33 protein-coding genes (1 of these 33 only partly in view) are annotated in these 25,063 nt (G+C 31.3%); 17 read left to right on the top strand and 16 right to left on the bottom strand.

From position 1 onward, the window contains the following. Positions 1-23: 23 nt before the first annotated feature. The 13 genes from ACMC9J_RS07675 to ehaA are packed head-to-tail and all read right to left on the bottom strand — an operon-like array spanning position 24 to position 5,718. On the bottom strand, positions 24-416 hold the full coding sequence (locus ACMC9J_RS07675; protein ID WP_019267596.1) for a DUF1959 family protein: 393 nt from the start codon (positions 414-416) through the stop codon (positions 24-26). Positions 417-426: 10 nt separating this feature from the next. Continuing rightward, positions 427-726 (bottom strand): energy-converting hydrogenase subunit EhaL family protein, encoded by a 300-nt coding sequence (locus ACMC9J_RS07670; protein WP_019266267.1) that lies wholly within the window; start codon positions 724-726, stop codon positions 427-429. 10 nt (positions 727-736) lie between these two features. Continuing rightward, positions 737-994, bottom strand: a complete 258-nt coding sequence (locus ACMC9J_RS07665) for a hypothetical protein (protein ID WP_019266268.1) — start codon at positions 992-994, stop codon at positions 737-739. A gap of 7 nt (positions 995-1,001) precedes the next feature. Beyond that, positions 1,002-1,862, bottom strand: a complete 861-nt coding sequence (locus ACMC9J_RS07660; RefSeq protein ID WP_427003166.1) for a respiratory chain complex I subunit 1 family protein — start codon at positions 1,860-1,862, stop codon at positions 1,002-1,004. A 7-nt stretch (positions 1,863-1,869) separates the two neighbouring features. Beyond that, entirely contained in the window at positions 1,870-2,085 is a 216-nt protein-coding gene (locus ACMC9J_RS07655; RefSeq protein ID WP_019266270.1) for an energy-converting hydrogenase A subunit I EhaI, read from the bottom strand. A gap of 7 nt (positions 2,086-2,092) precedes the next feature. Further along, positions 2,093-2,764, bottom strand: a complete 672-nt coding sequence (locus ACMC9J_RS07650) for a membrane protein (RefSeq protein ID WP_019266271.1) — start codon at positions 2,762-2,764, stop codon at positions 2,093-2,095. Between the two features lie 6 nt (positions 2,765-2,770). Further along, entirely contained in the window at positions 2,771-3,466 is a 696-nt protein-coding gene (locus tag ACMC9J_RS07645) for an EhaG family protein (protein WP_019266272.1), read from the bottom strand. Continuing rightward, positions 3,466-4,059, bottom strand: coding sequence for an EhaF family protein (locus ACMC9J_RS07640; protein WP_019267598.1), 594 nt, complete (start codon positions 4,057-4,059; stop codon positions 3,466-3,468). Before ACMC9J_RS07640 ends, ACMC9J_RS07645 begins: the two co-directional genes overlap by 1 nt. Then, positions 4,056-4,316, bottom strand: a complete 261-nt coding sequence (locus tag ACMC9J_RS07635; RefSeq protein ID WP_427003165.1) for a DUF2107 family protein — start codon at positions 4,314-4,316, stop codon at positions 4,056-4,058. Before ACMC9J_RS07635 ends, ACMC9J_RS07640 begins: the two co-directional genes overlap by 4 nt. After that, on the bottom strand, positions 4,309-4,578 hold the full coding sequence (locus ACMC9J_RS07630) for an EhaD family protein (RefSeq protein WP_019266274.1): 270 nt from the start codon (positions 4,576-4,578) through the stop codon (positions 4,309-4,311). The genes ACMC9J_RS07635 and ACMC9J_RS07630 overlap by 8 nt, the downstream gene beginning before the upstream one ends. A gap of 9 nt (positions 4,579-4,587) precedes the next feature. Beyond that, positions 4,588-4,839 carry a DUF2109 family protein gene (locus ACMC9J_RS07625; protein ID WP_427003164.1) on the bottom strand — a complete coding sequence of 84 codons (252 nt, stop codon included), beginning with the start codon at positions 4,837-4,839 and terminating at the stop codon, positions 4,588-4,590. Positions 4,840-4,843: 4 nt separating this feature from the next. Next, on the bottom strand, positions 4,844-5,341 hold the full coding sequence (locus ACMC9J_RS07620; RefSeq protein WP_019266276.1) for a hypothetical protein: 498 nt from the start codon (positions 5,339-5,341) through the stop codon (positions 4,844-4,846). Next, complete coding sequence (ehaA, locus tag ACMC9J_RS07615; RefSeq protein ID WP_019267601.1) at positions 5,341-5,718, bottom strand: energy-converting NiFe hydrogenase A subunit EhaA; 378 nt, start codon at positions 5,716-5,718, stop codon at positions 5,341-5,343. The genes ACMC9J_RS07620 and ehaA overlap by 1 nt, the downstream gene beginning before the upstream one ends. Before the next feature lie 104 nt (positions 5,719-5,822). Here ehaA and ACMC9J_RS07610 point away from each other — a divergent pair, with 104 nt between their 5' ends. After that, the gene (locus ACMC9J_RS07610; protein WP_019266278.1) at positions 5,823-6,752 is read left to right on the top strand and encodes an NAD-dependent epimerase/dehydratase family protein; all 930 of its coding nucleotides are present in this window, start codon (positions 5,823-5,825) and stop codon (positions 6,750-6,752) included. An 11-nt stretch (positions 6,753-6,763) separates the two neighbouring features. Here the strand turns inward: ACMC9J_RS07610 and ACMC9J_RS07605 are convergent, their stop codons facing one another. Beyond that, complete coding sequence (locus ACMC9J_RS07605) at positions 6,764-7,138, bottom strand: hypothetical protein (protein ID WP_019266279.1); 375 nt, start codon at positions 7,136-7,138, stop codon at positions 6,764-6,766. 224 nt (positions 7,139-7,362) lie between these two features. On the opposite strand from ACMC9J_RS07605, the gene ACMC9J_RS07600 reads away from it, so the two are divergent. From ACMC9J_RS07600 to ACMC9J_RS07525, 16 genes are all read left to right on the top strand, one after another. Continuing rightward, complete coding sequence (locus tag ACMC9J_RS07600; RefSeq protein ID WP_250416425.1) at positions 7,363-7,923, top strand: helix-turn-helix domain-containing protein; 561 nt, start codon at positions 7,363-7,365, stop codon at positions 7,921-7,923. Between the two features lie 18 nt (positions 7,924-7,941). After that, complete coding sequence (locus ACMC9J_RS07595; protein ID WP_250416428.1) at positions 7,942-9,612, top strand: AMP-binding protein; 1,671 nt, start codon at positions 7,942-7,944, stop codon at positions 9,610-9,612. A gap of 8 nt (positions 9,613-9,620) precedes the next feature. Beyond that, positions 9,621-9,860, top strand: a complete 240-nt coding sequence (locus ACMC9J_RS07590) for a 4Fe-4S dicluster domain-containing protein (protein ID WP_250416431.1) — start codon at positions 9,621-9,623, stop codon at positions 9,858-9,860. Beyond that, positions 9,853-10,965 carry a 3-methyl-2-oxobutanoate dehydrogenase subunit VorB gene (locus tag ACMC9J_RS07585; protein WP_250416433.1) on the top strand — a complete coding sequence of 371 codons (1,113 nt, stop codon included), beginning with the start codon at positions 9,853-9,855 and terminating at the stop codon, positions 10,963-10,965. Before ACMC9J_RS07590 ends, ACMC9J_RS07585 begins: the two co-directional genes overlap by 8 nt. Before the next feature lie 12 nt (positions 10,966-10,977). Beyond that, entirely contained in the window at positions 10,978-12,438 is a 1,461-nt protein-coding gene (locus ACMC9J_RS07580; RefSeq protein WP_019267605.1) for a 2-oxoacid:acceptor oxidoreductase family protein, read from the top strand. 15 nt (positions 12,439-12,453) lie between these two features. Beyond that, a complete protein-coding gene (gatD, locus tag ACMC9J_RS07575) occupies positions 12,454-13,764 on the top strand; it encodes a Glu-tRNA(Gln) amidotransferase subunit GatD (RefSeq protein ID WP_427003163.1) in 1,311 nt (436 codons plus the stop codon). A 12-nt stretch (positions 13,765-13,776) separates the two neighbouring features. After that, positions 13,777-15,642 (top strand): Glu-tRNA(Gln) amidotransferase subunit GatE, encoded by a 1,866-nt coding sequence (gatE, locus tag ACMC9J_RS07570; protein WP_427003162.1) that lies wholly within the window; start codon positions 13,777-13,779, stop codon positions 15,640-15,642. A gap of 518 nt (positions 15,643-16,160) precedes the next feature. Further along, positions 16,161-17,381 carry a hypothetical protein gene (locus ACMC9J_RS07565; RefSeq protein ID WP_427003161.1) on the top strand — a complete coding sequence of 407 codons (1,221 nt, stop codon included), beginning with the start codon at positions 16,161-16,163 and terminating at the stop codon, positions 17,379-17,381. Positions 17,382-17,492: 111 nt separating this feature from the next. Beyond that, positions 17,493-18,407: a thioredoxin-disulfide reductase gene (trxB, locus tag ACMC9J_RS07560; RefSeq protein ID WP_019266284.1), complete on the top strand. Its 915-nt coding sequence runs from the start codon at positions 17,493-17,495 to the stop codon at positions 18,405-18,407. A 199-nt stretch (positions 18,408-18,606) separates the two neighbouring features. Beyond that, complete coding sequence (locus tag ACMC9J_RS07555; protein ID WP_019264232.1) at positions 18,607-19,095, top strand: hypothetical protein; 489 nt, start codon at positions 18,607-18,609, stop codon at positions 19,093-19,095. 81 nt (positions 19,096-19,176) lie between these two features. Next, positions 19,177-19,689, top strand: coding sequence for a hypothetical protein (locus tag ACMC9J_RS07550; RefSeq protein WP_019264233.1), 513 nt, complete (start codon positions 19,177-19,179; stop codon positions 19,687-19,689). A gap of 102 nt (positions 19,690-19,791) precedes the next feature. Further along, positions 19,792-20,355 carry a GMP synthase subunit A gene (locus ACMC9J_RS07545; protein ID WP_427003160.1) on the top strand — a complete coding sequence of 188 codons (564 nt, stop codon included), beginning with the start codon at positions 19,792-19,794 and terminating at the stop codon, positions 20,353-20,355. 2 nt (positions 20,356-20,357) lie between these two features. Continuing rightward, positions 20,358-20,618, top strand: coding sequence for a hypothetical protein (locus ACMC9J_RS07540; RefSeq protein ID WP_019264234.1), 261 nt, complete (start codon positions 20,358-20,360; stop codon positions 20,616-20,618). Positions 20,619-20,636: 18 nt separating this feature from the next. Continuing rightward, positions 20,637-21,563, top strand: a complete 927-nt coding sequence (guaA, locus tag ACMC9J_RS07535) for a glutamine-hydrolyzing GMP synthase (protein ID WP_019264235.1) — start codon at positions 20,637-20,639, stop codon at positions 21,561-21,563. A 90-nt stretch (positions 21,564-21,653) separates the two neighbouring features. Beyond that, complete coding sequence (locus tag ACMC9J_RS07530; protein ID WP_427003159.1) at positions 21,654-22,829, top strand: Nre family DNA repair protein; 1,176 nt, start codon at positions 21,654-21,656, stop codon at positions 22,827-22,829. A gap of 7 nt (positions 22,830-22,836) precedes the next feature. Continuing rightward, positions 22,837-23,811: a DegT/DnrJ/EryC1/StrS family aminotransferase gene (locus ACMC9J_RS07525; RefSeq protein WP_427003158.1), complete on the top strand. Its 975-nt coding sequence runs from the start codon at positions 22,837-22,839 to the stop codon at positions 23,809-23,811. Here the strand turns inward: ACMC9J_RS07525 and cgi121 are convergent. Both cgi121 and ACMC9J_RS07515 read right to left on the bottom strand, forming a co-directional pair. Next, positions 23,795-24,283: a KEOPS complex subunit Cgi121 gene (gene cgi121 / locus ACMC9J_RS07520; RefSeq protein WP_019266287.1), complete on the bottom strand. Its 489-nt coding sequence runs from the start codon at positions 24,281-24,283 to the stop codon at positions 23,795-23,797. The genes ACMC9J_RS07525 and cgi121 overlap by 17 nt on opposite strands. 9 nt (positions 24,284-24,292) lie before the next feature. Further along, positions 24,293-25,063: the 3' portion of a (R)-citramalate synthase gene (locus ACMC9J_RS07515; RefSeq protein ID WP_019264239.1), read on the bottom strand. Its footprint extends 702 nt past the window's final position; only the last 771 of its 1,473 coding nucleotides appear in the window; its start codon lies beyond the right edge, outside the window; it ends in the stop codon at positions 24,293-24,295.

Here is a 25,063-nt window from a genome sequence, read left to right as displayed (position 1 = left end):
TATTATATTTATACTATTCATTATTAATTAATATTTATATTCTTTAATAAATTAAATAACTCCTTTCTGCCATCATCTAAAGCAATATCATAAGATTTCCCACTAATAATCTCATCAGCTACTTTATTTTTAATCTCATCACCCTGTTCTACAGATAACAACTCCAATGTATCTACATACCATGGCAATCTTAAATCAGCATCCAATCGTTCAAGCAAACATTTCTGATTAGCAATTTCCAATGTTCCATGTAATGCTTCTAAAGAAGACATATCCAACAAATCCATAAATAAATCTTCTAACTCTTCAGTTGTACAGCCAAATTCTCTTGAAAAAGGAATTATGATATCTTCTTGCCATTTAAAACTTCTAATCACTCTTTTTTTCATTAAATTAAGTTTAGCTTTATTATCCATACAATCACAACTAGATTAAATGCATTATCAAATAAACAATAACAGCAGCAACAATTCCCACCAATGTCTCCATTCTACCATATCCCGGCCTTTCACCCATTACAAAACCGGCTAAAAGAAGACCAATAGCTATTAAACTTTGAGAAAATTGACAATTAATTGCCAACACCCAACCAATAACTGAAACTACACACATAACTACATTCAAACCTTTAACAACAAAAGGTTCTCCATGCTGTTTATAACTGTATAGTAATCCCAGTATTGACCCTATAATAAATGTAAGTAAATAAATTAAAAATTCAAACATAATATCCTCTCTAAATTGGTCTAAATCTTATTATAAATAAACATATGATAATTATAAAAGTTATAACAAAAAATAACTTTTCCAAATTCTCAATATGGTGAGAAAAATGTCCTTTAAGAGTTAAAATAATCAATGCAGTACACATTACCATTAAAATAATCATATACCCGATTAAAGTTGTATGAAGGAAAGTAGTTATTAAAGTAAGAACTACTGCACCAAATCCAACTAAAGAAGTTAAATATATTGTAGATTTATCATTCATCATCTCAACCTCATACAAATATCATTAAAAGTGTTCCAACAAAACAAATTGCTCCAATCGTTATTTGAGTCATGACAGAATGGTTTGGATTCAACATTGGAGTTACAGCATTAATAAATCCAGTGATAAATGTTATAATTATCATTCCTAAAGCATAATAAACTGGAGATAACGGTCCAAAGAATATTGTTAAAAATACCCAAAGCATTACATACCATGAAACGGACTCTGAAAACATTATGAATCCTTTTAAAAATCCAAAATGTTCTGTTTCGAATCCGGAAACTAAATCTTTACCTTTTGTAATTCCAAATGGAGAATAAGGAGATTTAGATATGATCAGCATAAATAACATTAATGCCGCTAAAGGAATAGAAAATGCCAAAGGACCATGAACACCCTGATATGCTATGATTTTTCCAATATTCATAGAATCTGTTTTTAAATAAACAAGAACAATAGCTGCAAATAATGGAAGTTCAGTAGCTGCAGATAAAACTGCCCTTACACAACTCAATTTACCATAAGGAGAACCTGAACTTGAACCTGAATTATGCTCCACGATTTTATAGACAGCATAAACACCAAACAGGATAAGTAATGAATTATGAGTTACAGGACCTACAATAACGCCAACAACCCAAATTATAGCTAAAATAACAACAATACCAATATAAAATGGCATTGCAGCAGTTTTTGGAAATGAAGATTCTTTAAAAAAGAACTTTAAAGAATGTAATAAATGCTGAACTATTGGAGGGCCCGGCCTAAGCTGAATACGAGCCATGATTTTTCTGTGCAAACCTAAAAGCAAACTACCTGCAAGGAATGCTATTATTACATTAATTAAAATATCTGCCATCAAATTCATAATACCACTAATATCCTGTAAATGGTTCTTTTATCCTTTCTTCCTTATCATCTTTTCTTGGTTTAGCCATTGTTAATAAACCTAAACCTAAAATCCATAATGGAATTCCGAAAATAGCTATTACATACACAATCCAACTAGCCATATCAAATATTAAAGCAGCCAATATAGCTAATGTAGAGATTAGCAATAATATAATACTTACAATTTTTTGAATATCCATACTCTCACTACCATAAAACTAATAATAAAATTTCCACTGCTCTAATAATAACAAATAATGAACTTAAATGAATAATAACTAAAAATGGAGAACCGGGAGTTCTAAACATTTCAGCTTTACTTGCAAAGAACGGTGCAACACCACACTCCCCTAAAATTCCAAGTAACATCAATAAAGCACCAAAAATCATCATTGGAGTTGCATGCATTTGATTTAATACTAACAAACTTAATGTTCCGGAAGAAGCAAGAACAATAGCTGCTCCACCAAATAACGGTAAACTACACATCATAGCTATTAAACCATAATTAAAAGCGGAGTTTAAAACACTGACTTGTCTTACAGCTGAAACAATTCCAATATTCACAATACCAATTAATGCCATAAATAAAGTAAAGTTAAACAAATCTCCAGTAATCATTGCCCCTGCAGAAGCTATACCACAGATTACAGATAAAAATCTCCTTTGTTTAAACTCTTTTGATCCTACTTTTACATCAGTATTTCCAAGTTTCATAAAAGTAGCTTCAACTTGTGTTTCTGTTTTACTTACAGCTATCAATAATGTAAACCCTAACATTACAGCAAATAAAAACAAATTAAGAGGTGTGAAGTACAGTACAATATCACCAAAAGGAATTGTACCTAATAAATTTCCACCAAGTGTACTAAAATCCATATTTACTTACTCCTTATTCATATCTTCTCTCATAAGCACTCCAATTAAACCAACTTTTGAAGCTACTTTTAATAACAATCCACAAGCTGCTAAGAATAAACTTAATAACCATAATTTAGGCATTATAAAGAATAATGCAAATCCAATAATCCATAAACACCAAGCAATACCTGAAACTCCACCAAGTCCTTCTAAAGTGAAAACAGGTAAACCTTTTGCTTTTTTAGAAATTGCATATAATAAAATTCCCCCACCAGCTACTGCACCACCGGTAAATCCTGTTAAGAAAATACCATAAGCTATTAAAACTAACGCAATGAAATTAGGTGCTGTAGTCATGATTTCCAAATCTAAATTAAATGGAATCGGGAATAAAGAAGTGCCTTCAGGCAGGCTTCTTTTAGGATTTTGTTCTATAATATGCATTTCTCTTGAAAGTAAAATCTCAGAAATAGCTAATGTTTCAGCTAATTCAACTACCAACCCCGGTAAAATTAAGGATTCGGCTAAATCAGTTCCTACAGCAGAAACAACAAAAATCATTGCAAGACCAATCAAATCCGTAAGAATAAGAATATGAATCTCTTCTTTTTTCATGGCAATAGCTATTGATCCTATAAAACCAACAATCAAACCTGCATAAATTGCAGGTAAATACATTGAGATAAATGCTTGAGGAACAAATTCCGGAACGAGGACCATTAATTATCCCTCCTTAATTGTCTAGCTCTAGATTTAGCATCATTTATTTTAACTTCATTAGCTACTTTTACTGAATCTCCAATAGCTTTTTTAACACCGTCTTTTATTTCTTTTTCATCATTTTTTCTATTCATTGTATAGTTTATAGATAACCATGAAGCTATTATGAAAGACATCATCAGAATAGAAGATTCCAATATAGTATCAAAACCACGAGTGTAATACAATATTTCATCAATTAATCCACCAGGAGATGAATAAATAGATGTTCCGAAATATGGAGACGTTTGAGAAACCCACAAAGCTACTGGTGACATATATGATGTAATCATACCAATTTCTTCAGCATTTTGAGGAAACTGAGCCATAACTATTCCCGGAGTTTTTAAAATTTCTCCACCCCTGTCATAAGGAGCTACAGCTAATCCTGCATCTATCTGTTCTTGAGGTTCGGGCCTAGGATAAATTTGGTCGGGATTTAGACCCATTGGAACAATAAAACCTATTAAAAGAATTACACCTAATGAAAAAGCAAAAATCCTTGGAACATTTTTTGGGTTAGCTAATTTATTCCATAGAGTTCCTATCCTCATACATCTGCCCCCATCTCTTCTAAACGAATAATTGCTCTAAACAAAACAAAAGTAATAACAACAGTTGTTGCAAGTAATGTCAATAAAGCCAAAACATGATTATAAGTTAACAACACCAAACAAACTCCTATAGAAGCCACTTCTGTATTAAATGTCCTTATAATAGGATCTTTTACACCAGGACCCCAGGCAGTAGCTAAACTACCTGCGATAGCTAGAAAAATACCAACATAAAAGAACAGATTAACATCAATCATGTAACTCACCACTTCTAACTTTTCTTTGTCTAATTTCTTTAATTTTAACAATCGCCATAATAAAAATTAAAGTACACAAAGGATCAGATAATGCAACAAACATTGCAACATCCAAATATTTAAATAATACCACAACAAGTAAAAAACCTGCATCCATTATAGAAAACATTATTACTTTGTCCAATGGTTTTTTTAAGAATATTACTCCAAATGCTCCTATTAACATTAAAGCTATTGCAATAAGTGATACAACAAATTCCATTTTAACGCCTCAATCAAGAATTATTTCATCATCCAGCTTATCCAAACTTGTTGCAATAGCATTAGCACTAATTGTAGAACATATGAAAAATGCAGCAGCAACTATAAATGCGAATGGTGTTTTAATTACCAAAGCTATTAATGCAGGGACTCCAAACCCAATAACATTTAAATAAAGTAATTTTGAAACTCTATCTTCAGTTATTAGAGCCCTTAATGCCACATATATTAATATTACCCCAATTATCATTTCAACATACATATAATCACTCTTTAGCATGCCTATTGAACTTTTTAGCTATTTTACCAAGTAAAATAGAAGCCTTAACCTGATCAATTCCTTGAATTGTTAAAATAGCTACACAAATACCGGCTATAAACATTTCAGGAGTTAAACCTGCAAATGAACAAACAAACAATATAACAGTCATAGTTAAAGAACCCGTAGTTCCGGCATAACCTGGATCTGCACACAATCTATTTCCAATAAATACAAAGAAAGCGGCCAATATACCTCCAGGAATTCCTAAAATCATATATCCAATAGCTGCTATTAATGTACCGGCAGAAGCATCAGGAGAACATAATATATTCCCTTGGAAAAATCCGCCAGCAATATCGCCATTTCTTTTTTCAATTGAATCTCCAACAGTTTGAACACCTTTAACTCCAGGCTGCTGTGGAAGTCCAAAATAAGTATCAATAATAACAAAGTTCAACCAACAGATAACCGCTGCTATTATAATACCAATTATCTCATTCATTAGCTGGCCTCCTCTTCATTATCTTGTAAAGGTTTTGGAAATACTTCATAAAATAAATATTTCACAAATAATGCAGTTAACACACCAATAACTACAGACAACACTAATCCATTGTAGATAAATGTATAACCTAAAACAAAGAAAAGTGAAAGAATACCCATAGCCATTATTGGAGTGGGATATAACGCACTTACATCAAAAGAATACATATATGGTTTACTTGGCAATAATGGAACCCGTAAAATCAAAGCAACTATAATTGATACTACAATTGCTACAATATAACATAATGCAACATCAAAATTAGAAATACCAATATTTGCAAGGCCATAAGCACCATTATAAACACATGAATGCATCATATTAAGATTAAACATATAATATTCCTCTCTATAATTATTAATTATTACAAATGAAAATATATAAATGTTGTTACTTAAAAATAGCTTATACAGCAATAATAGAATGTTAAGTGGTCTAAATGAAAAATAAAAATATAATAATAACTGGAGGACTTGGTTTTATAGGTTCACACATTGCAGATGAACTAATTGAGAATAATAAAGTTACCATAATAGATAATCTTTCTTCAGGAAAAGTAGAAAACTTAAAAAACCCCTCTCATGAAAATTTAACCATAATAAAAAATAACTTAAATGATGTAAATTTAGATGAAATACTCATCGACACAGATTACATATTTCACCTTGCAGCTATGGCTAGTGTTCCATTAAGTGTAAATGATCCAATTAAGTGTAATGATAATAATGTAAATTCAACCATTAAATTACTAACTGCTGCAAAAAACCAAAATGTGAAAAAAGTAATATTTTCATCATCTTCAGCAGTTTATGGAAACAATACAAATACTCCTTTAAAAGAAAGTGAATTAATGACACCAACTTCACCTTATGCAGCATCTAAAGCAACTTGTGAATTATATTTGCAGGCATTTAAAGAAAGTTATGGTTTAAAATCAATAGCTTTAAGATATTTTAATGTATTTGGACCAAAACAAGATAAAAACTCCCAATATGCTGCAGTAATCCCTAATTTTATTGATGCAATACTTAATAATAAAAATCCAATAATTTACGGAGACGGTCAGCAAACAAGAGATTTCATATATGTAAAAGATGTTGCAAAAGCAAATATATCTGCAGCAAAATCAAATTATACCCAGCCAGTGAATATTGCTACAGGTAAAAAGTTAACAATAAATAGATTATATGAAATAATTGCCAATTCTCTGGACAGTGATTTAAAACCAACATATGTTGATAAAAGAAAAGGAGATATTACTCATTCAATAGCCAACATTGATAAAATGAGTAAAATTAATTTCAAATCTGATTATTCTAACTTTGAAAAACAAATTAATAAAACCATACAATGGTTTAAAGAAAATTAAAAAATAGAAATTTAGTGGAATCCGCAATGAGAACAGGTTTCACATAATTCTTCTTCTGAAGGAACAGTTTTTCCAGTTTCTTGTAATAAAACAGATAATGCATAATAATCTTCAGATGCATTTTCTTCTCTTAAAACTGGAGAAATACCTTTAAAAATACATTTAATATCACCAGTTCCACCAATATCAACAGCAGTTGGTTCGCCCATTTGAAATCTGTTGAAATAATCAAGAATTTCATCCCTTAAAGATGAAGGTACTCTGAAATTAAATGAAAGTATGTTATTTTCTTTCATTTTAAGTCCAACATATTTTTGTTTTATTTCATAATTCAATCCTAATTTTTTTTTAAAAATTACAATATCAGATATATCTGAAGATGCCATTTGAATTTCCCCCAAATTATTTTTTCTAACTAAAAATTACTTATAATTTTTTTTAGTATATAAACTATTCTTTCATAAAAAATTAATTTTTCAAAATTCATAACGAATTATCACGATTTTTAATAAGCTTTATATAAATTAAAAATCATACTTACATCATTATAATAATTATTATATTATAATAATATGAATAATCTTAATAAAATAATTAACATACAACTAAGGTGTTTACTTTGAATGAATATAATAAAGATATTGGTAACAGAGTAAAAGAATTGAGAGAACTCTCCGATATTACAATTCAAGACTTTGCAGAAGAATTAGATATTGATGAAACAATGTACAAACAATATGAAAATGGTGAAGTAGACATACCAGCAAGTTTCTTATGTGAAATTGCAAATAAGTTTCAAGTTGATTTAGGTTTACTTTTAACTGGTGAAGAAACTAGAATGAATATTTTCGATGTTACTCGTGCAAATAAAGGTATTTCAGTAGAAAGAAGAAAAGAGTACAAATACGAAAACTTATGTACAAAATTCATTGATAAAAAAGCTGAAATTTTTATTGTAACTGTTGATCCAAAAGAAGATACAGTTCCTTCATTAAATAGCCACCCTGGACAGGAATTTAACTATGTCCTTGAAGGTTCTTTGAAACTTTATATCCACAATAATGAAATTACATTAAACAAAGGAGATTCAATATTCTTTGATTCAAGCCATAGACATGCTATGGTTGCACTTAATAATGAAAAAGCTAAATTTTTAGCTATAATAATGTAAAACCACAGAGGTTATAAAATGACATCATTAATTGAAGATTATGTAAATAAAGTTGATTTTGACTCATATGAAGATTTTAACAAAAATTTCAAAATAACATATCCTGACAATTATAATTTCGGGTTTGATGTAATCGACAAATACGCTGAAATAGACCCTGAAAAGATAGCTTTAATCTGGACAAACGATGAAGAGGAAAAACATACTTTCACCTTTTCAGATGTTAAAAAATACAGTAATAAAATTGCAAACTTTTTTACTAAAAAAGGCATTAAAAAAGGCGATAAAGTAATGCTTACCTTAAAAAACAGATACGAATTCTGGTTTACTATGGTTGCATTACATAAAATCGGAGCAGTAGCTATTCCTGCAACCCACATGTTAAAACTTCACGATATTGACTTTAGGATAAAAAATGCTAATGTCAAACTTATTGTAACAGTTGAAGAAGACAAATTAATTCCAGATTATGAAGAAGCACAAAAAGAACTAGGAATTGATTTAGTAAAATGTGTAATTGAAAGAGACATTGACGGATGGATTAATTTTAATAAAGCTATTGAACAAGAAAGCGATGAATTTGAAAGGCCAACTGGAGACAATGAAGTACTTGCAGATGACATCTCACTAATTTATTTCACATCAGGTACAAGTGGACTTCCTAAAATGGTAGCTCACAAACAAACTTATGGATTAGGACACATCCCAACAGCTAAATATTGGCAAAAAGTTGAAGAAGATGGCCTACACCACACAGCAGCAGATACAGGATGGGGAAAAGCGGTCTGGGGAAACTTCTATGGACAATGGATTGCAGGAACTGGAATTTTCATATATGATTATGACAGATTCAATGGTATTAAACTACTTGAAAAAGTTATTGAAAATAAGGTAAACACTTTCTGTGCACCTCCAACAATATACAGATTTTTAATTAAAGAAAATATCAAAGGATACGACTTTTCAAACATGCATCATGTAACAACAGCTGGAGAACCTTTACCTCCCGAAGTATCAAAAAGATTTAAAGAAATATCCGGTTTAAGAATTAAAGAAGGATTTGGTCAAACTGAAACAGTATTGATTATTGGAACTTTTGACTGGTTAGATGCAAAATTAGGTTCTATTGGAAAACCAAGCCCATTATTTGATGTTAAATTATTAAATGAAAATGATGAAGAAGTTGATATAGGTCAGGAAGGTGAAATCTGTATTGATGTATCTCATGATATAAGTCCAGGATTATTTAAAGAATATTACAAAAATCCTGAAAAACAAGCTGCACAATGGCATGACGGTTTCTACCATTGTGGAGATACTGCTTGGAGAGATGAAGACGGATACTTCCATTTCATAGGAAGAAATGACGATATTATTAAAAGTTCAGGATATCGTATTGGACCTTATGAAGTAGAAAGTGCAGTATTATCTCACGAATCAGTAAGTAACTGTGCAATTACTGCATATCCTGATGAAATAAGAGGTCAAATTGTAAAAGCTACAATTATATTACAACCAGGATACGAAGGTTCTGAAGAGCTTAAAAAAGAAATTCAAAATCATGTAAAAAGAGTTACAGCTCCCTATAAATATCCAAGATTAATTGAATTTGTAGATAAAATTCCGGAAACAATAAGCGGAAAAATAAGAAGAGTAGAAATAAGAAATAACGATAACAAAAAGGAATAGATGGTAAAATGGCTGATGTATCATATCCAATAATACACAAAGAAGAGTGTAAAGGCTGTGGGAGATGTGTTTTAGGATGCTCCCAAAATGTTATTAAAATAGGTAGTGAGCTCAATAAAGCAGGATATCGCTATGCATATTACAGTGGCGAAGGTTGCAGTGGATGCAGGGATTGTTTCCTTACATGTCCAGAACCATTAGCTATTGAAGTTTATGTATATACTAAAAAGGAGGAAGACAATGACTAATCAGATGGTAAAAGGAAACACTGCAGTTATCATTGGAGCAATGTATGCTGGATGCGATTGTTTTTTCGGATATCCTATTACTCCTGCAAGTGAAATTCTTCACGAAGCATCAAAATACTTCCCAATGGTAAATAGAAACTTTGTTCAGGCAGAAAGTGAAGAAGCTTCAATTAATATGATTTATGGAGGAGCTTCAACTGGACACAGAGTTATGACTGCATCCTCAGGACCTGGAATAAGCTTAATGCAAGAAGGATTTACCTATTTAGCTGGTGCAGAACTGCCAGCAGTAATCGTTGACATTATGAGAGCGGGACCTGGATTAGGTAATATCGGACCTGAACAGGGAGATTATAATCAAGTAGTTAAAGGTGGAGGTCATGGAAATTATAAAAACATAGTTCTAGCTCCAAATAGTGTACAGGAAATGTGTGATTTAACTATAAAAGCATTTGAATTAGCCCATAAATACAGAAATCCTGTTGTTGTACTTGCTGATGGTACTCTTGGACAAATGGCTGAACCTTTAGAATTTCCAAAAGAAGCTATTGAACCTACCATAGATGAATCCTGGGCAGTACGTGGAAACAAAGACACAATGGAAAATTTAGTTACTTCTATTTTCCTTGATTTTGATCAATTAGAAGACTTCAACTTCGAAATTCAAGAAAAATACGCTAAAATAGCTGAAAATGAAGTTGAATACGAAGATTACAAACTTGATGATGCTGAAATTGTTTTAGTATCTTATGGAATCAGCAGCAGAGTAGCTAGAAGTGCAGTTGATGTTTCCCGTGAAAAAGGATTGAAAGTTGGACTTTTAAGACCTATTACATTATCACCATTCCCAGAAGAAAAAATTAAAGAACTTGGTGACAAGGGAGTAAACTTTATTTCTGTAGAAATGAGTAATGGTCAACTATTAGAAGATATACAATTAGCTGCTTTAAGAAAAGAAAACACTTACCTTGTTAACAGAATGGGTGGAAATTTAATTGAACTTAAACAAGTTCTTAAAAAGATTTACGAAATAGCTGGAATCGATGAAGACTTACCAAAAGGTACTTCTGAAAAAGGAAAAACAGGAAAATATATTATTGATTAAGGATGTGAAAAAATGGATGAAAAAAGTTTAGCACCAAAAAACTTAGAAGATTATGAATTATCAATACGTAAACGTCCTGAGTCAATTTATCCGTCTTTTCCAAGAAAAGGTGAAACAAACCAGACTACCACACATTACTGTGCAGGATGTGGACATGGAATTATTCATAAATTAATTGCAGAATGTATGGATGAACTTGGAATACAAGAAAGATGTGTTATGATTTCCCCAGTAGGCTGTTCAGTATTTGCTTATTACTATTTCAACTGTGGAAATGTACAAACAGCTCATGGAAGAGCACCTGCAGTAGCTACAGGTATCTCAAGAGCAGAAGATAATGCAATTGTAATGAGTTATCAGGGAGATGGAGATTTAGCATCTATCGGTTTAAATGAAACATTGCAAGCAGCAAACAGAGGAGAAAAAATAGCAGTGTTCTTTGTAAACAATACCGTTTATGGAATGACCGGTGGACAAATGGCACCAACAACTTTAGTTGGAGAAAAAACTGTTACCTGTCAAACCGGAAGAGATCCTGATTATGCGGGATATCCAACCCATATGTGTGAATTAATTGACAGCTTAAAGGCACCAGTATTTATTGAAAGAGTTTCACTAGCTACTCCTTTAAAAATCAGACTTGCAAAATATGCTATCAAACAGGCATTAACCATTCAAAAAGAAGGAAAAGGATATTCATTTGTAGAAATCTTATCCCCATGTCCTACCAACTTAAAACAAGATGCAAAAGGTGTTCAAGACTTCCTTGAAAATCAGATGGAAAAAGAGTTTCCGGTCAAAAACTTCAGAAATGAATTGAAAGACAGAAAACCAATTATAAGACCTGAAAATGATTACACAATCGATTCCCTAGATAAAATATTCAATGTAGACAGAAGCGGAGACTCCGCTTACTGTGAAAGTACTGGTATGGAACCTGTAACCATAAAAGTAACCGGATTTGGAGGGCAAGGTGTTTTAAGTGCAGGTCTTACAATAGCTCAGGCTGCCTGCAGTGAAGGCAAACATGTTTCATGGTATCCAAGTTACGGACCAGAACAAAGGGGAGGAAGCTCAAACTGTTCCATTGTAATTTCTGATGAAACCATAGGAACTCCAGTTGTAGAAGATATTGACATTCTCATTGCTCTAAACAAACCGTCTTTAGAGAAATTTGCCAAAGATGTTAAAGAAAACGGAACTATTATCTATGATTCTCGTATAGGTGATGTTGAAGTTGATAAAAACGTCAATATAATCAAAGTTCCTTCAATTGAAATAGCTGAAAAATTCGGAAACACAAGAACTGCAAATACTGCTTTAATTGGTGTTTTAATGGAATTGAAGAAAACTTTAGCACCAGAATCCTATGAAAATGCTATTAAACATATGTTTGCATCCAAACCTAAAGTCATTGATGTAAATATTGATGTTTTAAAAGCTGGAGCGCAATGGGTAAAAGACAACTCTTAAATTAAATGTGGTTTCATGACATATAAAGAAATAGCTAAAAAATACTTGGAAAGTAATGGAATTACCATAGGAGATACCATTAAAATAAATAAAGAGGATATCTCCTATGAAGGTATCTTATTAGATAGATCTGAAGATAGTGAAGACGGATATTTAGTTTTAAAACTAGACAGCGGATACAATGTCGGCGTAGCTATTGAAAATACACAAGCTGAACTGATTCAAAAAGGTGACAAACCGAAAATTGGTTATGGGGCTGAAAATATAGCTCACGACCCTTCAAAACAAAATATTTCAATAATATCTACAGGAGGAACAGTTTCTTCAATTATTGATTATAGAACTGGAGCAGTTCACCCTAAATTTACAGCAGCTGATTTAATTAAAGCAAACCCTGAATTATTAGATTATGCCAATTATAATGTTAAAGCGCTGTACAATATTTTAAGTGAAAATATGCAACCTAAATATTGGGTTGAAGCTGCCGAATCAATAGCTAATGACATATCTGACGGTTCTGACGGTATTGTAATAGCTCACGGTACTGACACATTACACTACACTGCTGCTGCATTAAGTTTCATGTTAAAAACACCGGTTCCAATTGTAATAACAGGAGCTCAGAGAAGTTCAGACAGGCCATCCAGTGATGCTAATATGAACCTCATTGATTCTGTAGTAGCTGCAAAATCAGATATTGCTGAAGTCAGTGTCTGCATGCATGGAAGTTTAAATGATTCCTACACTTATCTTCATAAAGGTACTAAAGTCCGTAAAATGCACACCAGCCGCAGAGATACATTTAGAAGCATTAACTATGAACCAATAGCTAAAATTGAAAATCATTCTGTTGACATTAACCCTAATTACAGATACACTAAAAGAAATGAAAATGAATTGGAAGTCAACAGTGCTGTTGAAGAAAAAGTAGGGCTTATCAAAAGTTTTCCTGGAATCTGTGAAGAGCTTATTGAATATCATATTGATAAAGGATATAAAGGTCTTGTTATTGAAGGAACCGGTCTTGGACATGTCCCAGACAAATTAATAACTCCTTTAGCTAGAGCACATGATGAAAATATTCCTGTTGTCATGACTTCCCAGTGTTTATACGGCAGAGTAAATATGAACGTTTATTCCACCGGAAGAGAAATATTAAATGCAGGGGTTATATCTGGAAGAGACATGACTCCTGAAACCGCTTATGTTAAATTAAGCTGGGTTTTAGGTCAAACTAATGATATTGGAGAAGTTGCAAAACTAATGAATGAAAATATAGCTGGAGAATTTAATGAAAAGTCTTCAATTAAATATTTCTTAAATTAAGGTCGTGTGAAAATGGATTGGGAAAAATTAGGACTTAAAATGGGACTTGAAATTCATCAGCAATTAAATACCAAACATAAACTCTTTTGTCCTTGTAAAACAGAGTTAGTTGATGAAGATTACAATGAAATTGTTGAGAGAAACTTAAGGCCAACACAAAGTGAACTTGGTGAAATTGACAGGGCTGCTCTTCAGGAGTCTTTACGTGGTTTAAACTTCAAATATGAATCTTATGACCACCACACCTGTCTTGTTGAAAGTGATGATGAACCGCCTCACAGCTTAAATAAAGAAGCTCTTGAAATCTGTATTACAATAGCTGCATTGATGAATATGCATATTGTAGATGAATTCCATACAATGAGAAAACAGGTTATTGATGGAAGTAACACCGGAGGATTCCAAAGAACAGGACTTGCTGCAACTGACGGTTATCTTGACACTCCTTACGGCAGAGTAGCTATTGAAAGTTTAGGTCTTGAAGAAGATGCAGCCAGAAGAATTGAAACTACTGAAGATTACACTGAATTTAGATTAGACAGGTTAGGTATTCCTCTTGCAGAAATTACAACAGATCCGTCTATGCACCATCCTGATCAAGTCCGTGAAGTTGCATATATGATCGGTCAGGTTTTAAGAAGTACCAATGTAAAAAGAGGTCTCGGAACCATCAGACAGGATTTGAATATTTCAATTGAAAAAGGAGCCCGTGTTGAAATTAAAGGTGTTCAAAACCTTGATTTAATGAGCGAAATTGTAGAAAATGAAGTTCAAAGACAGCTTGCATTAATTGAAATAAAAGAAGAATTGAACAAAAGAAATGCTGAAGTGCTTGAAGAAATTCATGATTTAGATAGCTTATTTGAAAATACCAAGTCCAAAATATTATCTTCAGCAGAATCCATAAAAGCAGTTGTATTAAAAGGTTTCAACGGACTTATCGGAAAAGAAGTTCAGCCTGGAAGAAGATTTGGTACTGAAATAGCAAGTTATGCTAAAAAACGTGGAGTTTCAGGAATATTCCACAGTGACGAACTACCTGCATACGGTATTACACAGGACGAAGTAAATTCAGTAAAAGACTATTTGAATGTTGGTTCTCAGGATGCATTCATCATTGTTGCACATGATGAAGATGTAGCTATTTCAGCACTGGAAGAAGTTAAAAGAAGAGCTAATCTCGGATTTGAAGGAGTTGTTGAAGAAACACGTAAATCATTAGACGATGGAAATACCGAATATATGAGACCTCTTCCTACAGCTAACAGGATGTATCTGGAAACAGATATTCCATTATTTAAAATAACTGATGAACTGGTCGAACCAATTAAAAACAACTTACCTGAACTTCCTGATGTTAAAAAAGAAAGAATTATTAAAGAGTATAATTTAAGTGAAGATTTAGCCAGCCAGCTAGTTAAAAGATTAGAAGCTGATGTCTTTGAAGAGATATTGACTGATGTTGAAGTAGATCCAACACCAGTAGCTTCCCTTCTTGCTTATGATTTAAGGGAAATTAAAAGAGAAGGTCTTGACATTGATATTTTAACTACCCAACACTTAAAAGATATTTTCCAACTTTTAGCTGATTCCAAAATAGCTAAAGACAGCATTACCAAATTAACAACTTGTGTAATACAGTCACCTAACGAAGAAATCAAAACAACAGCTGAAAACAATAATTTAACTTTACTTAGCCAGGAAGATGTTACCAAAATCATTGAAGACATTGTTAATAAAAATGAATCCATGGTTAAAGAACGTCAAATGGGAGCTATGGGTCCTTTAATGGGAATGAGTATGAAAAAACTTAAAGGTAAAGCTGACGGAAGTATTGTTAATAAAATAGTCAGACAATCTATTCAGAAAATGTTATAAAAGAGTTAATAACTCTTTTACTTATTTTTATTTAAAATTCAACAATAATCTTAATTAACATCTATAAATTAAGAAGCCCAATTTTCTACTTCAAACGGCTAATTCATGCATTTTACCTCATTTTTACGATATTATTTAATTTCAAAACAAGACAAAAACTTTATATTTAAACCCTTTTAAATATTATAAATGGGGGTGAAAATATAAAGAAGCTATCAGTTCTTCTTATATTCTTACTTTTAGTAATTGTTATTCCTGCAGTTTCTGCTGAAGAGAATGGAACATCCAATAGCATTGATGCTGATAATTCAATAACTATTGGCCCAGGTGATTCAATACAAACAGCAGTAAATAATGCAAATAGTTCATCTACTATTTACTTAACACCAGGAACTTATTACCAAAACGGAATAAAAGTTGATAAAAACTTAACATTCCAAGGAAAAGGAAATGCTGAAGACATTATAATAGATGGACAGTATAAAAACAGCATTGTTTTAATTAATTCTGTTTCAACTGTGAAATTTATTAATATAACCTTTATACATGGTAATGGTCAGGATTACGGTGGAGCAATCAATAGTGAACACGGTGGTAAAGTATATGTAGATACTTGCATCTTTAAAGACAATAAAGCTATTCAAAATGGTGGAGCTATTTCCGTGGCAGGAGAAGAATTTTACAAACTCGGAAAGAAAATTACTAACAAAGGATACCTTAAAGTAAATAATTGTCAATTTATAAACAATTATGCTGGCCATGATGGTGGTGCGGTTTGTACATACTGGGGAGATACTTATCTTTACACCTCATTATTTAGATTTAACTACGCTTACCGTGATGGAGGCGCTACACGTACAGGTATCTATTCAACAACCACTGTTGAAGATTGTATATTTGAAAATAATACTGCAAGAGAGTGGGGAGGAGCATTATACAACTGGCCTGGTGAGTTAACTGTTAACAATTGTACTATAGCTAATAATACTGCAGGTACAAAAGGGGCAGCTATGATTACTTCTGGACCTTTGGAGGTAACTAATTCTATTATTACCAATAATTATGGTGAAACTGGAGTCATATATATTGATGAAGAAACACCAGCTATACCATCTAGAGTAATATTTGATAATAATTATATAGTGAATAATTACCCTGAGAATAATAAAATTTTTGTAATTGAAAAATCAACAGCAAAAGACTCCAACATTAATAACAATTATTTTGGAACTACCAATACAACTATAATAGTTGATGATGAAACCGGTAAATTCCCAATACCAAATAAATTTATTAATATGGATCCTGTAACTCCAAAGCCAAGTGAACCAAGTAATCCAGTAACTCCTGATACACCAGTAACTCCAAACAATCCTGAAACTAATACAACTAAACCTACTACAAATAACAACAACACTCAAACAACAGATATTCCAAATACTAATCAAACAGATAACATTCTTAACAATATTGTTTCAAATATAACCAATGAATTTAATGAAATTGTTTCCAATGCAAATAAAATTGTCAGTAATTCTACTGAAAGTAATGTGAATGTAGGAACAGATTCCTCACAAGAAGCAACAAAGTCCAGTGACTCTGAAAAAAGTGTTCATGAACTTCTTGATAAAGATGTTTCAAAACAAACACAAATTAATCCAATACCTTTTATAATTGTATTAATTATTGTTTTTGCTGTTTTAATCTTCGGTTATTACAGATATAAGAAAAACGAATAATTAATCTCCTTTTTCTTTTTTTTAACTTATCTAAATAAAATAATAATTTCATTAATTTTAAATAATCTCAAATAACATAATTAAATTAACTAAAATATTGAGGTTATTAACATGAAAACTTACGATATAATCATAGTTGGAGCAGGTCCTGGAGGACTGACTGCCGGAATCTATGCAGGCAGACAGGGAACCAAAACATTAATTTTAGATAAAGGATTAGCTGGAGGAATTGGCCGTGAAGTTCCACTAATGGAAAATTATCCTGGATTTGACACTATTTCCGGTTTTGAATTAGTTGAAAAAATGAAACTGCAATGTATGAAATTTGTTGAATTGCATGAAAATGAAATTGTAAAAAACATAGAAAAAAATGAAGACAAATTTCTTGTTACAACCCATAAAGATGAATACTGCGGAAAAACAATAATTTTAGCTACTGGAAGCTCACACAAACACTTGGAAATTCCTGGAGAAGAAGAATATTTAGGTAAAGGAGTCAGTTATTGTGCTACCTGTGACGGATTATTCTTTAAAGATAAAGATGTTATAATGATTGGCGGTGGAAATAGTGCACTGCAAGAAGCTATTTTCTTAGACAATGTCGGATGTAATGTTACCATCATTCACAGAAGAGACAAACTAAGAGCACAGCAATATCTACAAAAAGAAATTAAAGAAAGAAACATTAATGTTATTTACGATACAACAGCTGAGGAAATAAAAGGAAACACATTCATAAATTCCGTAATTTTAAAGAATGTTAAAACTGATGAATATCATGAATTTAAAACCCAGGGAGTTTTTATTAGTATAGGATATGAACCCCATAATAAGTTAGCTAAAAAATTAAATGTTAAATTAAATGAAAATGGGGAAATACTCACAGATAAACACCAAAGAACAAATATTGACCATATTTATTCAGCAGGAGATATATGCGGCGGTTTAAGACAATGGGTTGTAGCATGTGGAGAAGGTGCAATAGCTGCAACTTCTGCATATGAAGATATACACCAATCAAAATAAATTAAAAACGTTCAGCTAAAAAGACATATATAAAAAATGCTATAATTAATACTATAAACAATGGTAATAACCACATGAATATTTTTAATAGCACTACTGCAATTAAAATTGAAATAATAATATAAATTAAATCTCTAAGTTCCATGACAATGTGATTTATTTAATATTATATATAAAGTTTAAGCAAATGGTGGGAAAAATGGAAAGAAAATGGCAACTAATCATATTTTTCATAGCTATGATTCTATTATCTGCAGGAGGATATTGTTATATGAATAGTGAAGTTACAGCTCCTCCAGAAATGGAAAGATATGACTTTGGGCAATTTACAATGGAAATACCTGAAGACAGTGATGTTGAATTAATAGGTTCTGATCTATCATTAAGTGTATATGCTGGAGATAATATTCAAGTTATAAATGTTAACAAAACATTTTATGAAAATCAAGATGAATTAAATCATATATTGGAACAAACAACTATTGAAAATTTAACTAACTCTTCAAGAATTGTAGAAACTTCCAACAATATTACATACTACCAGATAACAGATGAAAATAATATTATTGGATTTGAAAATGATACATACATTGCAATAAATAACAGTAACCCAAATAATATCATCATAATCGGCAGCTATGATTTAGATTTATTGAAACAGATGATACCTACAATAAAAAATAAATAGGGTTAAAAAAAAGCCCTCATCTCTTTTTTTTAAAAAAAATATTTATACTTTTTAAATTAAAATAAAAATGAGGTGAGAAATATGGAAAATAAAAATAAAGTTCTGATATGTATTATTATTTTTGTAATTGCAGCTGCATCTCTTGTGGCTATAACAATAAGTTCTGAGGAAAATAACAATCAGAGTGCTGATTTTGGAGCATTTACAATGACTGTTCCATCAAATGCTCAATTTGAACAAATAAATTCAAGCTCTGAATTTGCTGAAACATATATTGATAATGAAAACAGTATCATGGTATCTTTTTTAAATAGTTCATATATTGAAGAAAATGTGCAAAATTCAACTGGATACACAATAGACTTTAAAGAAATTTGTACAAAATATTTAGAACAAATGAACTTAACTAAACTTGACGAAAGTTCTAACAGCAGCAATATTGAGTTTTATAATGATAAAATGATATCCACCAATGGTAATGTTCAGCAAGGTTATGCAGGTATTTACAGTGATGACAACCAAATGATAATTGTAGAATGCCCTGATTTAGACCTTGTAAAAAACATGACTCAAAGTATTAAAATTAAGGTGTAAAAACCTATTTTTCTTTTTTTAAAATATTATTCCCAAAATTTAGTACAAACATATAATAAATAAAAAAAACTAAAATAATACCATTAAATTAGGGAGTAAAAAATGACAATATTAGTTATTAATAATAAAGGCCAATATAATCATAGAATTCAACGTAGCTTACAATATCTTAAAATTCCAACAGAATTAGTTCCAAATACATTAAGTATTGAAGAAATTGAAGCTAAAAATCCAATTGGATTGATTTTAGGTGGTGGACCTTCAATTGAAGGTGCTGGAAACAGTGAAGAATATATTAAACATTTTGATATACCTATTTTAGGAATCTGTTTAGGACACCAACTAATAGCCAAAACTTACGGTGGACAAATAGACACATCCAATACTGAAAGCTATGCTAAAGTTGAAATCAATATTGTTAATGATGAAAACTTATTTGCAGGATTAGCTCCAAAAATGGAAGTTTGGTCCTCCCACAAAGACGAAGTAAAAACTATCCCTGATGATTTTGAAATTTTGGCTAATTCAAACTTATGCGATGTTGAATCCTTTAAACATACAAAAAAAGATGTTTATGGAATACAATTCCATCCTGAAGTATATCATACTCCTAAAGGATCAACTATATTCGAAAATTTCTATGAAATTTGTAAAAAAAAGGTGTAATAATGATTGATAATCCAGAAGACTTAAAAGAAAAAGCACTTGCAAACAAACCAGGTTTAAGAAGACAATATGTCAATATTCCAGTAGGAGATGAAGAATATGGATTCAGAATCTCAGGAATTGGTGCTAAAGCTATAAAATTAGAAAAATATGTCAAATATGATGAAATATTTGAAGCACTTGAAGCTGGAAACGAAAATGGTTTAGAAGCAATAGTCAAACAAATCATTGAAGATTACGAAGAAGAAAGCGAAGAAGAATAAACATTTGTGGTTGAAACAATGTTAGGTCCAGAAGAATTTATTAAAGATGCTATCCAAAAGATAAAAGAGCAAATAGGAGATGAAAAAGCTATTATTGCATTATCTGGAGGGGTTGACAGTTCAGTGTGTTCTGTTCTTGTTCAGGAAGCTATTGGAGATAATTTAATAGCAATATTTGTAGATCATGGTCTTTTAAGAGAAGGGGAAGTAGAAGAAGTAACCAATACATTTAAAGACAGATTAAACTTTAATTATGTTGATGCTTCTGAAGAATTCTTAAGTGCTCTTGAAGGAGTGGAAGATCCTGAAGAAAAAAGAAAAATCATAGGTAAAGTATTTATTGATGTTTTTGAAAGAGAAGCTGCAAAAACAGATGCAAAATACTTAGTACAAGGTACTATAGCTCCTGATTGGATTGAAAGTAAAGGTAAAATCAAATCCCACCATAACTTAGCACTCCCTAGCGGTATGGTTCTTGATTTAGTTGAACCAATCCGTGACTTATACAAGGATGAAGTAAGAGAAATTGGTTTATTATTAGATTTACCTGAAAAAGTAGTTCACAGACAACCGTTCCCAGGCCCTGGTCTTGCTGTTAGAGTTATCGGTGAACTTACACACGAAAAACTTGATATCTGCAGAAAAGCAAATAAAATAGTAACTGATGAAATAGAAAAAGCAGGTATTGACAAAGACGTATGGCAATACTTTGCAGTATTAACTGACAGTAAAGTTACTGGAGTTAAAGGAGACCAAAGAGACTTTGGTTACTTAGTTGTTTTAAGAATTGTTGATTCCATTGATGCTATGACTGCATATGTTCCGGAATTACCATGGAATGTTATTCAAACAATGTCACAAAGAATAACTTCTGAAATTTCTGAAGTAACACATGTTGCATTATCCATAAGTGATAAACCACCTAGCACAATCGAATTCGCTTAAAAACAAATAAACAGTACTTAAATGAAACAACATTTATGTACTTTCAAATCTTTTTTTTTAATTCAAATACTTATTTTTACTAGATTTAAAATGGCAAATATGAAAACAACCAAAAATGCATACCTTGAAAAATTAACCAGACAAATACAGATGAAATCAGTTAAAGTTGGAAAAAATTTGGAAGGCAGCACACCACCATCTGTTTTTATTGGAAGATGGTCTTATCCTAAAGTTTATGCCGGACCTATGATGGCAAATCAGGTAGGAGATACTGCAATTATGGATTCTCCAGAATCATGGATCGGACAGCATAAAAACCAGGAAGATATAATTAATTACAGAATGAGTCTTGTAAGAGGAAAACAACTAATTAAAATTGATGATCTGGACAATCCATTTGTTGAAAAACTGCAAGACATATCTCTGGCTTCTAAAGCTATTGATAGCGAAGCTACATTTGGTAAACGTCCGACAGGAGCTTTATTAACTGAAGACAGTATGCCTCATGGTCCAAGTGCGGTTATTGAAAAATTTGATATAGATGCAGTTCGCTGGGATAAACAATTGGAAAAAAGCTATTATGATACTGATTTAAAAGCTAGTGAAGCTGTTTTAAATTTACATAACAAAAATGTTCCATTTACAGCTATGCAGAAAGCATTTTCCGTAGGTGCTTTCGGAACAAAATATAAAAGAAAATTAGTTCCAACCAGATGGTCAATTACAGCATGCGATACTAGCTTAGCAGACCAATTCTTAAAAGAAGTTAGGAACTTTGAAAAAATTGACACCTACCGAGTTTATGAATTCGGAAGCTTGAACAATTATTATGCAATCATATTAACTCCAACAGAATGGCAATATGAATGGTATGAAGCATTTATTAAATTAATTGGTAAGGAAGAACTTATTTTCTCAGATTATGAAACAAACGGCGGCAAAAAGGAATATTCTCGCGTTGGAGGATGTTATTACACTGCTAAAATGGCAGTACTTGACAGTTTACTTAAAGAGAAAAAACAATCAGGATTAATAATTTTAAGAGAAGCTTATGAAGGATATGTTCCATTAGGTGTATTCAATGTTAGAGAAAATATAAAGGAAGCTATGAAAAAACCCTATAAAGAATTTGAAACCTTAAAAGAGGCATTATTGTATTGCGGAACTAAATTAAAAATACCAATTAAAAAATACGTAAAACAGGGAACTCTATTAAATGAAATGCTTCACACCAAACAAACTACTCTGGATCAATATTTTAAATAGTGATAATATGAAATTTAAATTTAAAGAACCTCATAAAGAAACTAAAGAAATTATGGCTAAAGTAGCCCAGGGAGAAAATCCTTATTTAAATGATAAAGACGGCAGTTTTGAAAAAAACTGCCAAAAAAAGGTAAAGGAACTTACTGGCCATGAATACTGTAAAATAACCAGCAGCGGAAACAACAGTATTTTCATAGCTCTGTCAGCTATTGAAGGTTCAATTATCATACCTGATCAGGGAGGATGGAATGGTTTTAAGCAGATTGCCGGGTATTTAAATAAAGACATAATAACCCTCAAAACAGATTTAGGATTAATAAATACTGATTATTTAAATGAAATAGACATTCCTGAAAACTCTGCATTAATATTTACCAGTTTTGCAGGATACAGTGCAAATCAGGATACAAAAAGCATTTCAAAATACTGTAAAAATAATGGAATCACAACAATTGAAGATGCTTCTGCCGGAATTGGAGATAAAAAACAGGAATTGGGAAATGGAAATTTATCAGACATTATAATTGCTTCAACAGGTTCTCCAAAAATAATAAATGTTGGAAGCGGCGGCTTTATCAGCACAAACAACAATGAAATTTTTGAAAATACCAAATTACCTCAAAAATTAAGTAAAACTAATGAAATAATATGTAGTGGTATAGATAAAGAACTTGATTTTGTAAAAAGTAATTTGGAACAAACAATAAATGCAACAAACATATTAAAAAAACATATAAACAATACATTCCACACAAGTAAAAGAGGAGTTAATGTAATTATTCAACATGATAAACCTAAGGATGTAATCTGGAAAGTAAAAAAAGAATTGCCAATAAATCACCATGCTTTCATTACAAAATGTCCAAACTATAATCGCCTGAAAGAAAAAGGAATTGTAATTGAAGTTAAAAATTTAGATTACAGCAGTTTAAAAAAAGAAAATCTTGATAAAATAATAGAAGTTTTCAGTAATCAACTATAAGCTTGGTTATTTTATCAATTATTATATCATCAATATGTATATTTGCTAACTCACTTTCATCAATATCATAAATCTTCATTAATTTTGATTCATCAGCTATTAAAACATCATCATTTCTGTCAAACATTGAAGATAATTTATCAACAGATTCATTAGAACAATTTATTAGGATAGCGCATAAATTCATTTTTCCTTCTTTAAGACCAAGAATTTCAAAAGCTTTAGAAATTTGCCTTTGAGCAGAACATCTTAAACAAATCTCAACACTTAAATCATTAGCCAGGTTTTCATGCCTGCTGAAAGCTAAAAAAGCCTGATTTACACCATGTTCCACATGCCTTAAACCAGCTACTGCATCAGCATCCAAAAGCTGAATAATCTCTTCATCATTATTCTTAAGATTATTAATTTTATCCAGTGTTTTACCAACAGAATCAATATTTCCCCTAAATCCTAAAATTTTAATATCCATAAAAACACCTTAATTAGAAAGCAACCTGTTAACACCGGAAATATATGCTTTTACACTAGCATTGATAATATCAGGTTCAGTTCCTCTTGCAGATATAATTTTATCTCCTTTCTGAAGTTTAATGATTACATCAATAAGTGCATCGGTACCACCAGTAATTGCATCTACATGGTATTCAATAAAATCAATATCATTAAATATATCCAAAGAGTTAACAGCATTAATTGCAGCATCCACAGGACCAATACCCACTCCAGCATTTAAAATTTCTTCACCGTCAACAGTTAATTTCACAGATGCTGTAGGCATGACCTTATTACCTGATACAATAGTAACCTCATTTAATTTGATTCTGTCTTTATGATTAATTTCCAAAACATTATCAGCTATTGCCTGCAAATCAACATCAGTAACAGTTTTGCCTTTATCAGCAAGAATTTTAATATTATCGCAAATCTTCTTAAGTTGATTTTTGTTAACATTGACCCCCAACTCTTTTAATCTGACATCCAAACCATGAGTACCCATATGTTTACCTATAACAAACTTACGTTTACGGCCAACAAGTTCAGGAGTTATAGATTCATAAGTAGCAGCATTTTTAATAATGCCGTCAGAATGAATTCCAGATTCATGAGCAAAAGCATTTTCACCAACAATTGCTTTATTAGGCTGAATATAAACACCAGTAAATCTTGCTACTAATTTGGAAATAGTATATATCTCATGAATTTTAATATCAGTTGAAAATTGAGGGAACAGCTTGTATATGCCAACAAC

The organism is Methanobrevibacter intestini (genome assembly GCF_047402955.1).
GTDB lineage: Archaea > Methanobacteriota > Methanobacteria > Methanobacteriales > Methanobacteriaceae > Methanocatella > Methanocatella intestini.
Note: the sequence above shows the minus strand (reverse complement) of the source record. Positions and strands in the feature narration are given on the sequence as shown.

Coding starts and splice junctions, on each gene's coding strand:
- ACMC9J_RS07675 (WP_019267596.1), bottom strand. CDS start 416: ATGGATAATAAAGCTAAACTTAATTTAATGAAAAAAAGAGTGATTAGA.
- ACMC9J_RS07670 (WP_019266267.1), bottom strand. CDS start 726: ATGTTTGAATTTTTAATTTATTTACTTACATTTATTATAGGGTCAATA.
- ACMC9J_RS07665 (WP_019266268.1), bottom strand. CDS start 994: ATGATGAATGATAAATCTACAATATATTTAACTTCTTTAGTTGGATTT.
- ACMC9J_RS07660 (WP_427003166.1), bottom strand. CDS start 1,862: ATGAATTTGATGGCAGATATTTTAATTAATGTAATAATAGCATTCCTT.
- ACMC9J_RS07655 (WP_019266270.1), bottom strand. CDS start 2,085: ATGGATATTCAAAAAATTGTAAGTATTATATTATTGCTAATCTCTACA.
- ACMC9J_RS07650 (WP_019266271.1), bottom strand. CDS start 2,764: ATGGATTTTAGTACACTTGGTGGAAATTTATTAGGTACAATTCCTTTT.
- ACMC9J_RS07645 (WP_019266272.1), bottom strand. CDS start 3,466: ATGGTCCTCGTTCCGGAATTTGTTCCTCAAGCATTTATCTCAATGTAT.
- ACMC9J_RS07640 (WP_019267598.1), bottom strand. CDS start 4,059: ATGAGGATAGGAACTCTATGGAATAAATTAGCTAACCCAAAAAATGTT.
- ACMC9J_RS07635 (WP_427003165.1), bottom strand. CDS start 4,316: ATGATTGATGTTAATCTGTTCTTTTATGTTGGTATTTTTCTAGCTATC.
- ACMC9J_RS07630 (WP_019266274.1), bottom strand. CDS start 4,578: ATGGAATTTGTTGTATCACTTATTGCAATAGCTTTAATGTTAATAGGA.
- ACMC9J_RS07625 (WP_427003164.1), bottom strand. CDS start 4,839: ATGTATGTTGAAATGATAATTGGGGTAATATTAATATATGTGGCATTA.
- ACMC9J_RS07620 (WP_019266276.1), bottom strand. CDS start 5,341: ATGAATGAGATAATTGGTATTATAATAGCAGCGGTTATCTGTTGGTTG.
- ehaA (WP_019267601.1), bottom strand. CDS start 5,718: ATGTTTAATCTTAATATGATGCATTCATGTGTTTATAATGGTGCTTAT.
- ACMC9J_RS07610 (WP_019266278.1), top strand. CDS start 5,823: ATGAAAAATAAAAATATAATAATAACTGGAGGACTTGGTTTTATAGGT.
- ACMC9J_RS07605 (WP_019266279.1), bottom strand. CDS start 7,138: ATGGCATCTTCAGATATATCTGATATTGTAATTTTTAAAAAAAAATTA.
- ACMC9J_RS07595 (WP_250416428.1), top strand. CDS start 7,942: ATGACATCATTAATTGAAGATTATGTAAATAAAGTTGATTTTGACTCA.
- ACMC9J_RS07590 (WP_250416431.1), top strand. CDS start 9,621: ATGGCTGATGTATCATATCCAATAATACACAAAGAAGAGTGTAAAGGC.
- ACMC9J_RS07585 (WP_250416433.1), top strand. CDS start 9,853: ATGACTAATCAGATGGTAAAAGGAAACACTGCAGTTATCATTGGAGCA.
- ACMC9J_RS07580 (WP_019267605.1), top strand. CDS start 10,978: ATGGATGAAAAAAGTTTAGCACCAAAAAACTTAGAAGATTATGAATTA.
- gatD (WP_427003163.1), top strand. CDS start 12,454: ATGACATATAAAGAAATAGCTAAAAAATACTTGGAAAGTAATGGAATT.
- gatE (WP_427003162.1), top strand. CDS start 13,777: ATGGATTGGGAAAAATTAGGACTTAAAATGGGACTTGAAATTCATCAG.
- trxB (WP_019266284.1), top strand. CDS start 17,493: ATGAAAACTTACGATATAATCATAGTTGGAGCAGGTCCTGGAGGACTG.
- ACMC9J_RS07555 (WP_019264232.1), top strand. CDS start 18,607: ATGGAAAGAAAATGGCAACTAATCATATTTTTCATAGCTATGATTCTA.
- ACMC9J_RS07550 (WP_019264233.1), top strand. CDS start 19,177: ATGGAAAATAAAAATAAAGTTCTGATATGTATTATTATTTTTGTAATT.
- ACMC9J_RS07545 (WP_427003160.1), top strand. CDS start 19,792: ATGACAATATTAGTTATTAATAATAAAGGCCAATATAATCATAGAATT.
- ACMC9J_RS07540 (WP_019264234.1), top strand. CDS start 20,358: ATGATTGATAATCCAGAAGACTTAAAAGAAAAAGCACTTGCAAACAAA.
- guaA (WP_019264235.1), top strand. CDS start 20,637: ATGTTAGGTCCAGAAGAATTTATTAAAGATGCTATCCAAAAGATAAAA.
- ACMC9J_RS07530 (WP_427003159.1), top strand. CDS start 21,654: ATGGCAAATATGAAAACAACCAAAAATGCATACCTTGAAAAATTAACC.
- ACMC9J_RS07525 (WP_427003158.1), top strand. CDS start 22,837: ATGAAATTTAAATTTAAAGAACCTCATAAAGAAACTAAAGAAATTATG.
- cgi121 (WP_019266287.1), bottom strand. CDS start 24,283: ATGGATATTAAAATTTTAGGATTTAGGGGAAATATTGATTCTGTTGGT.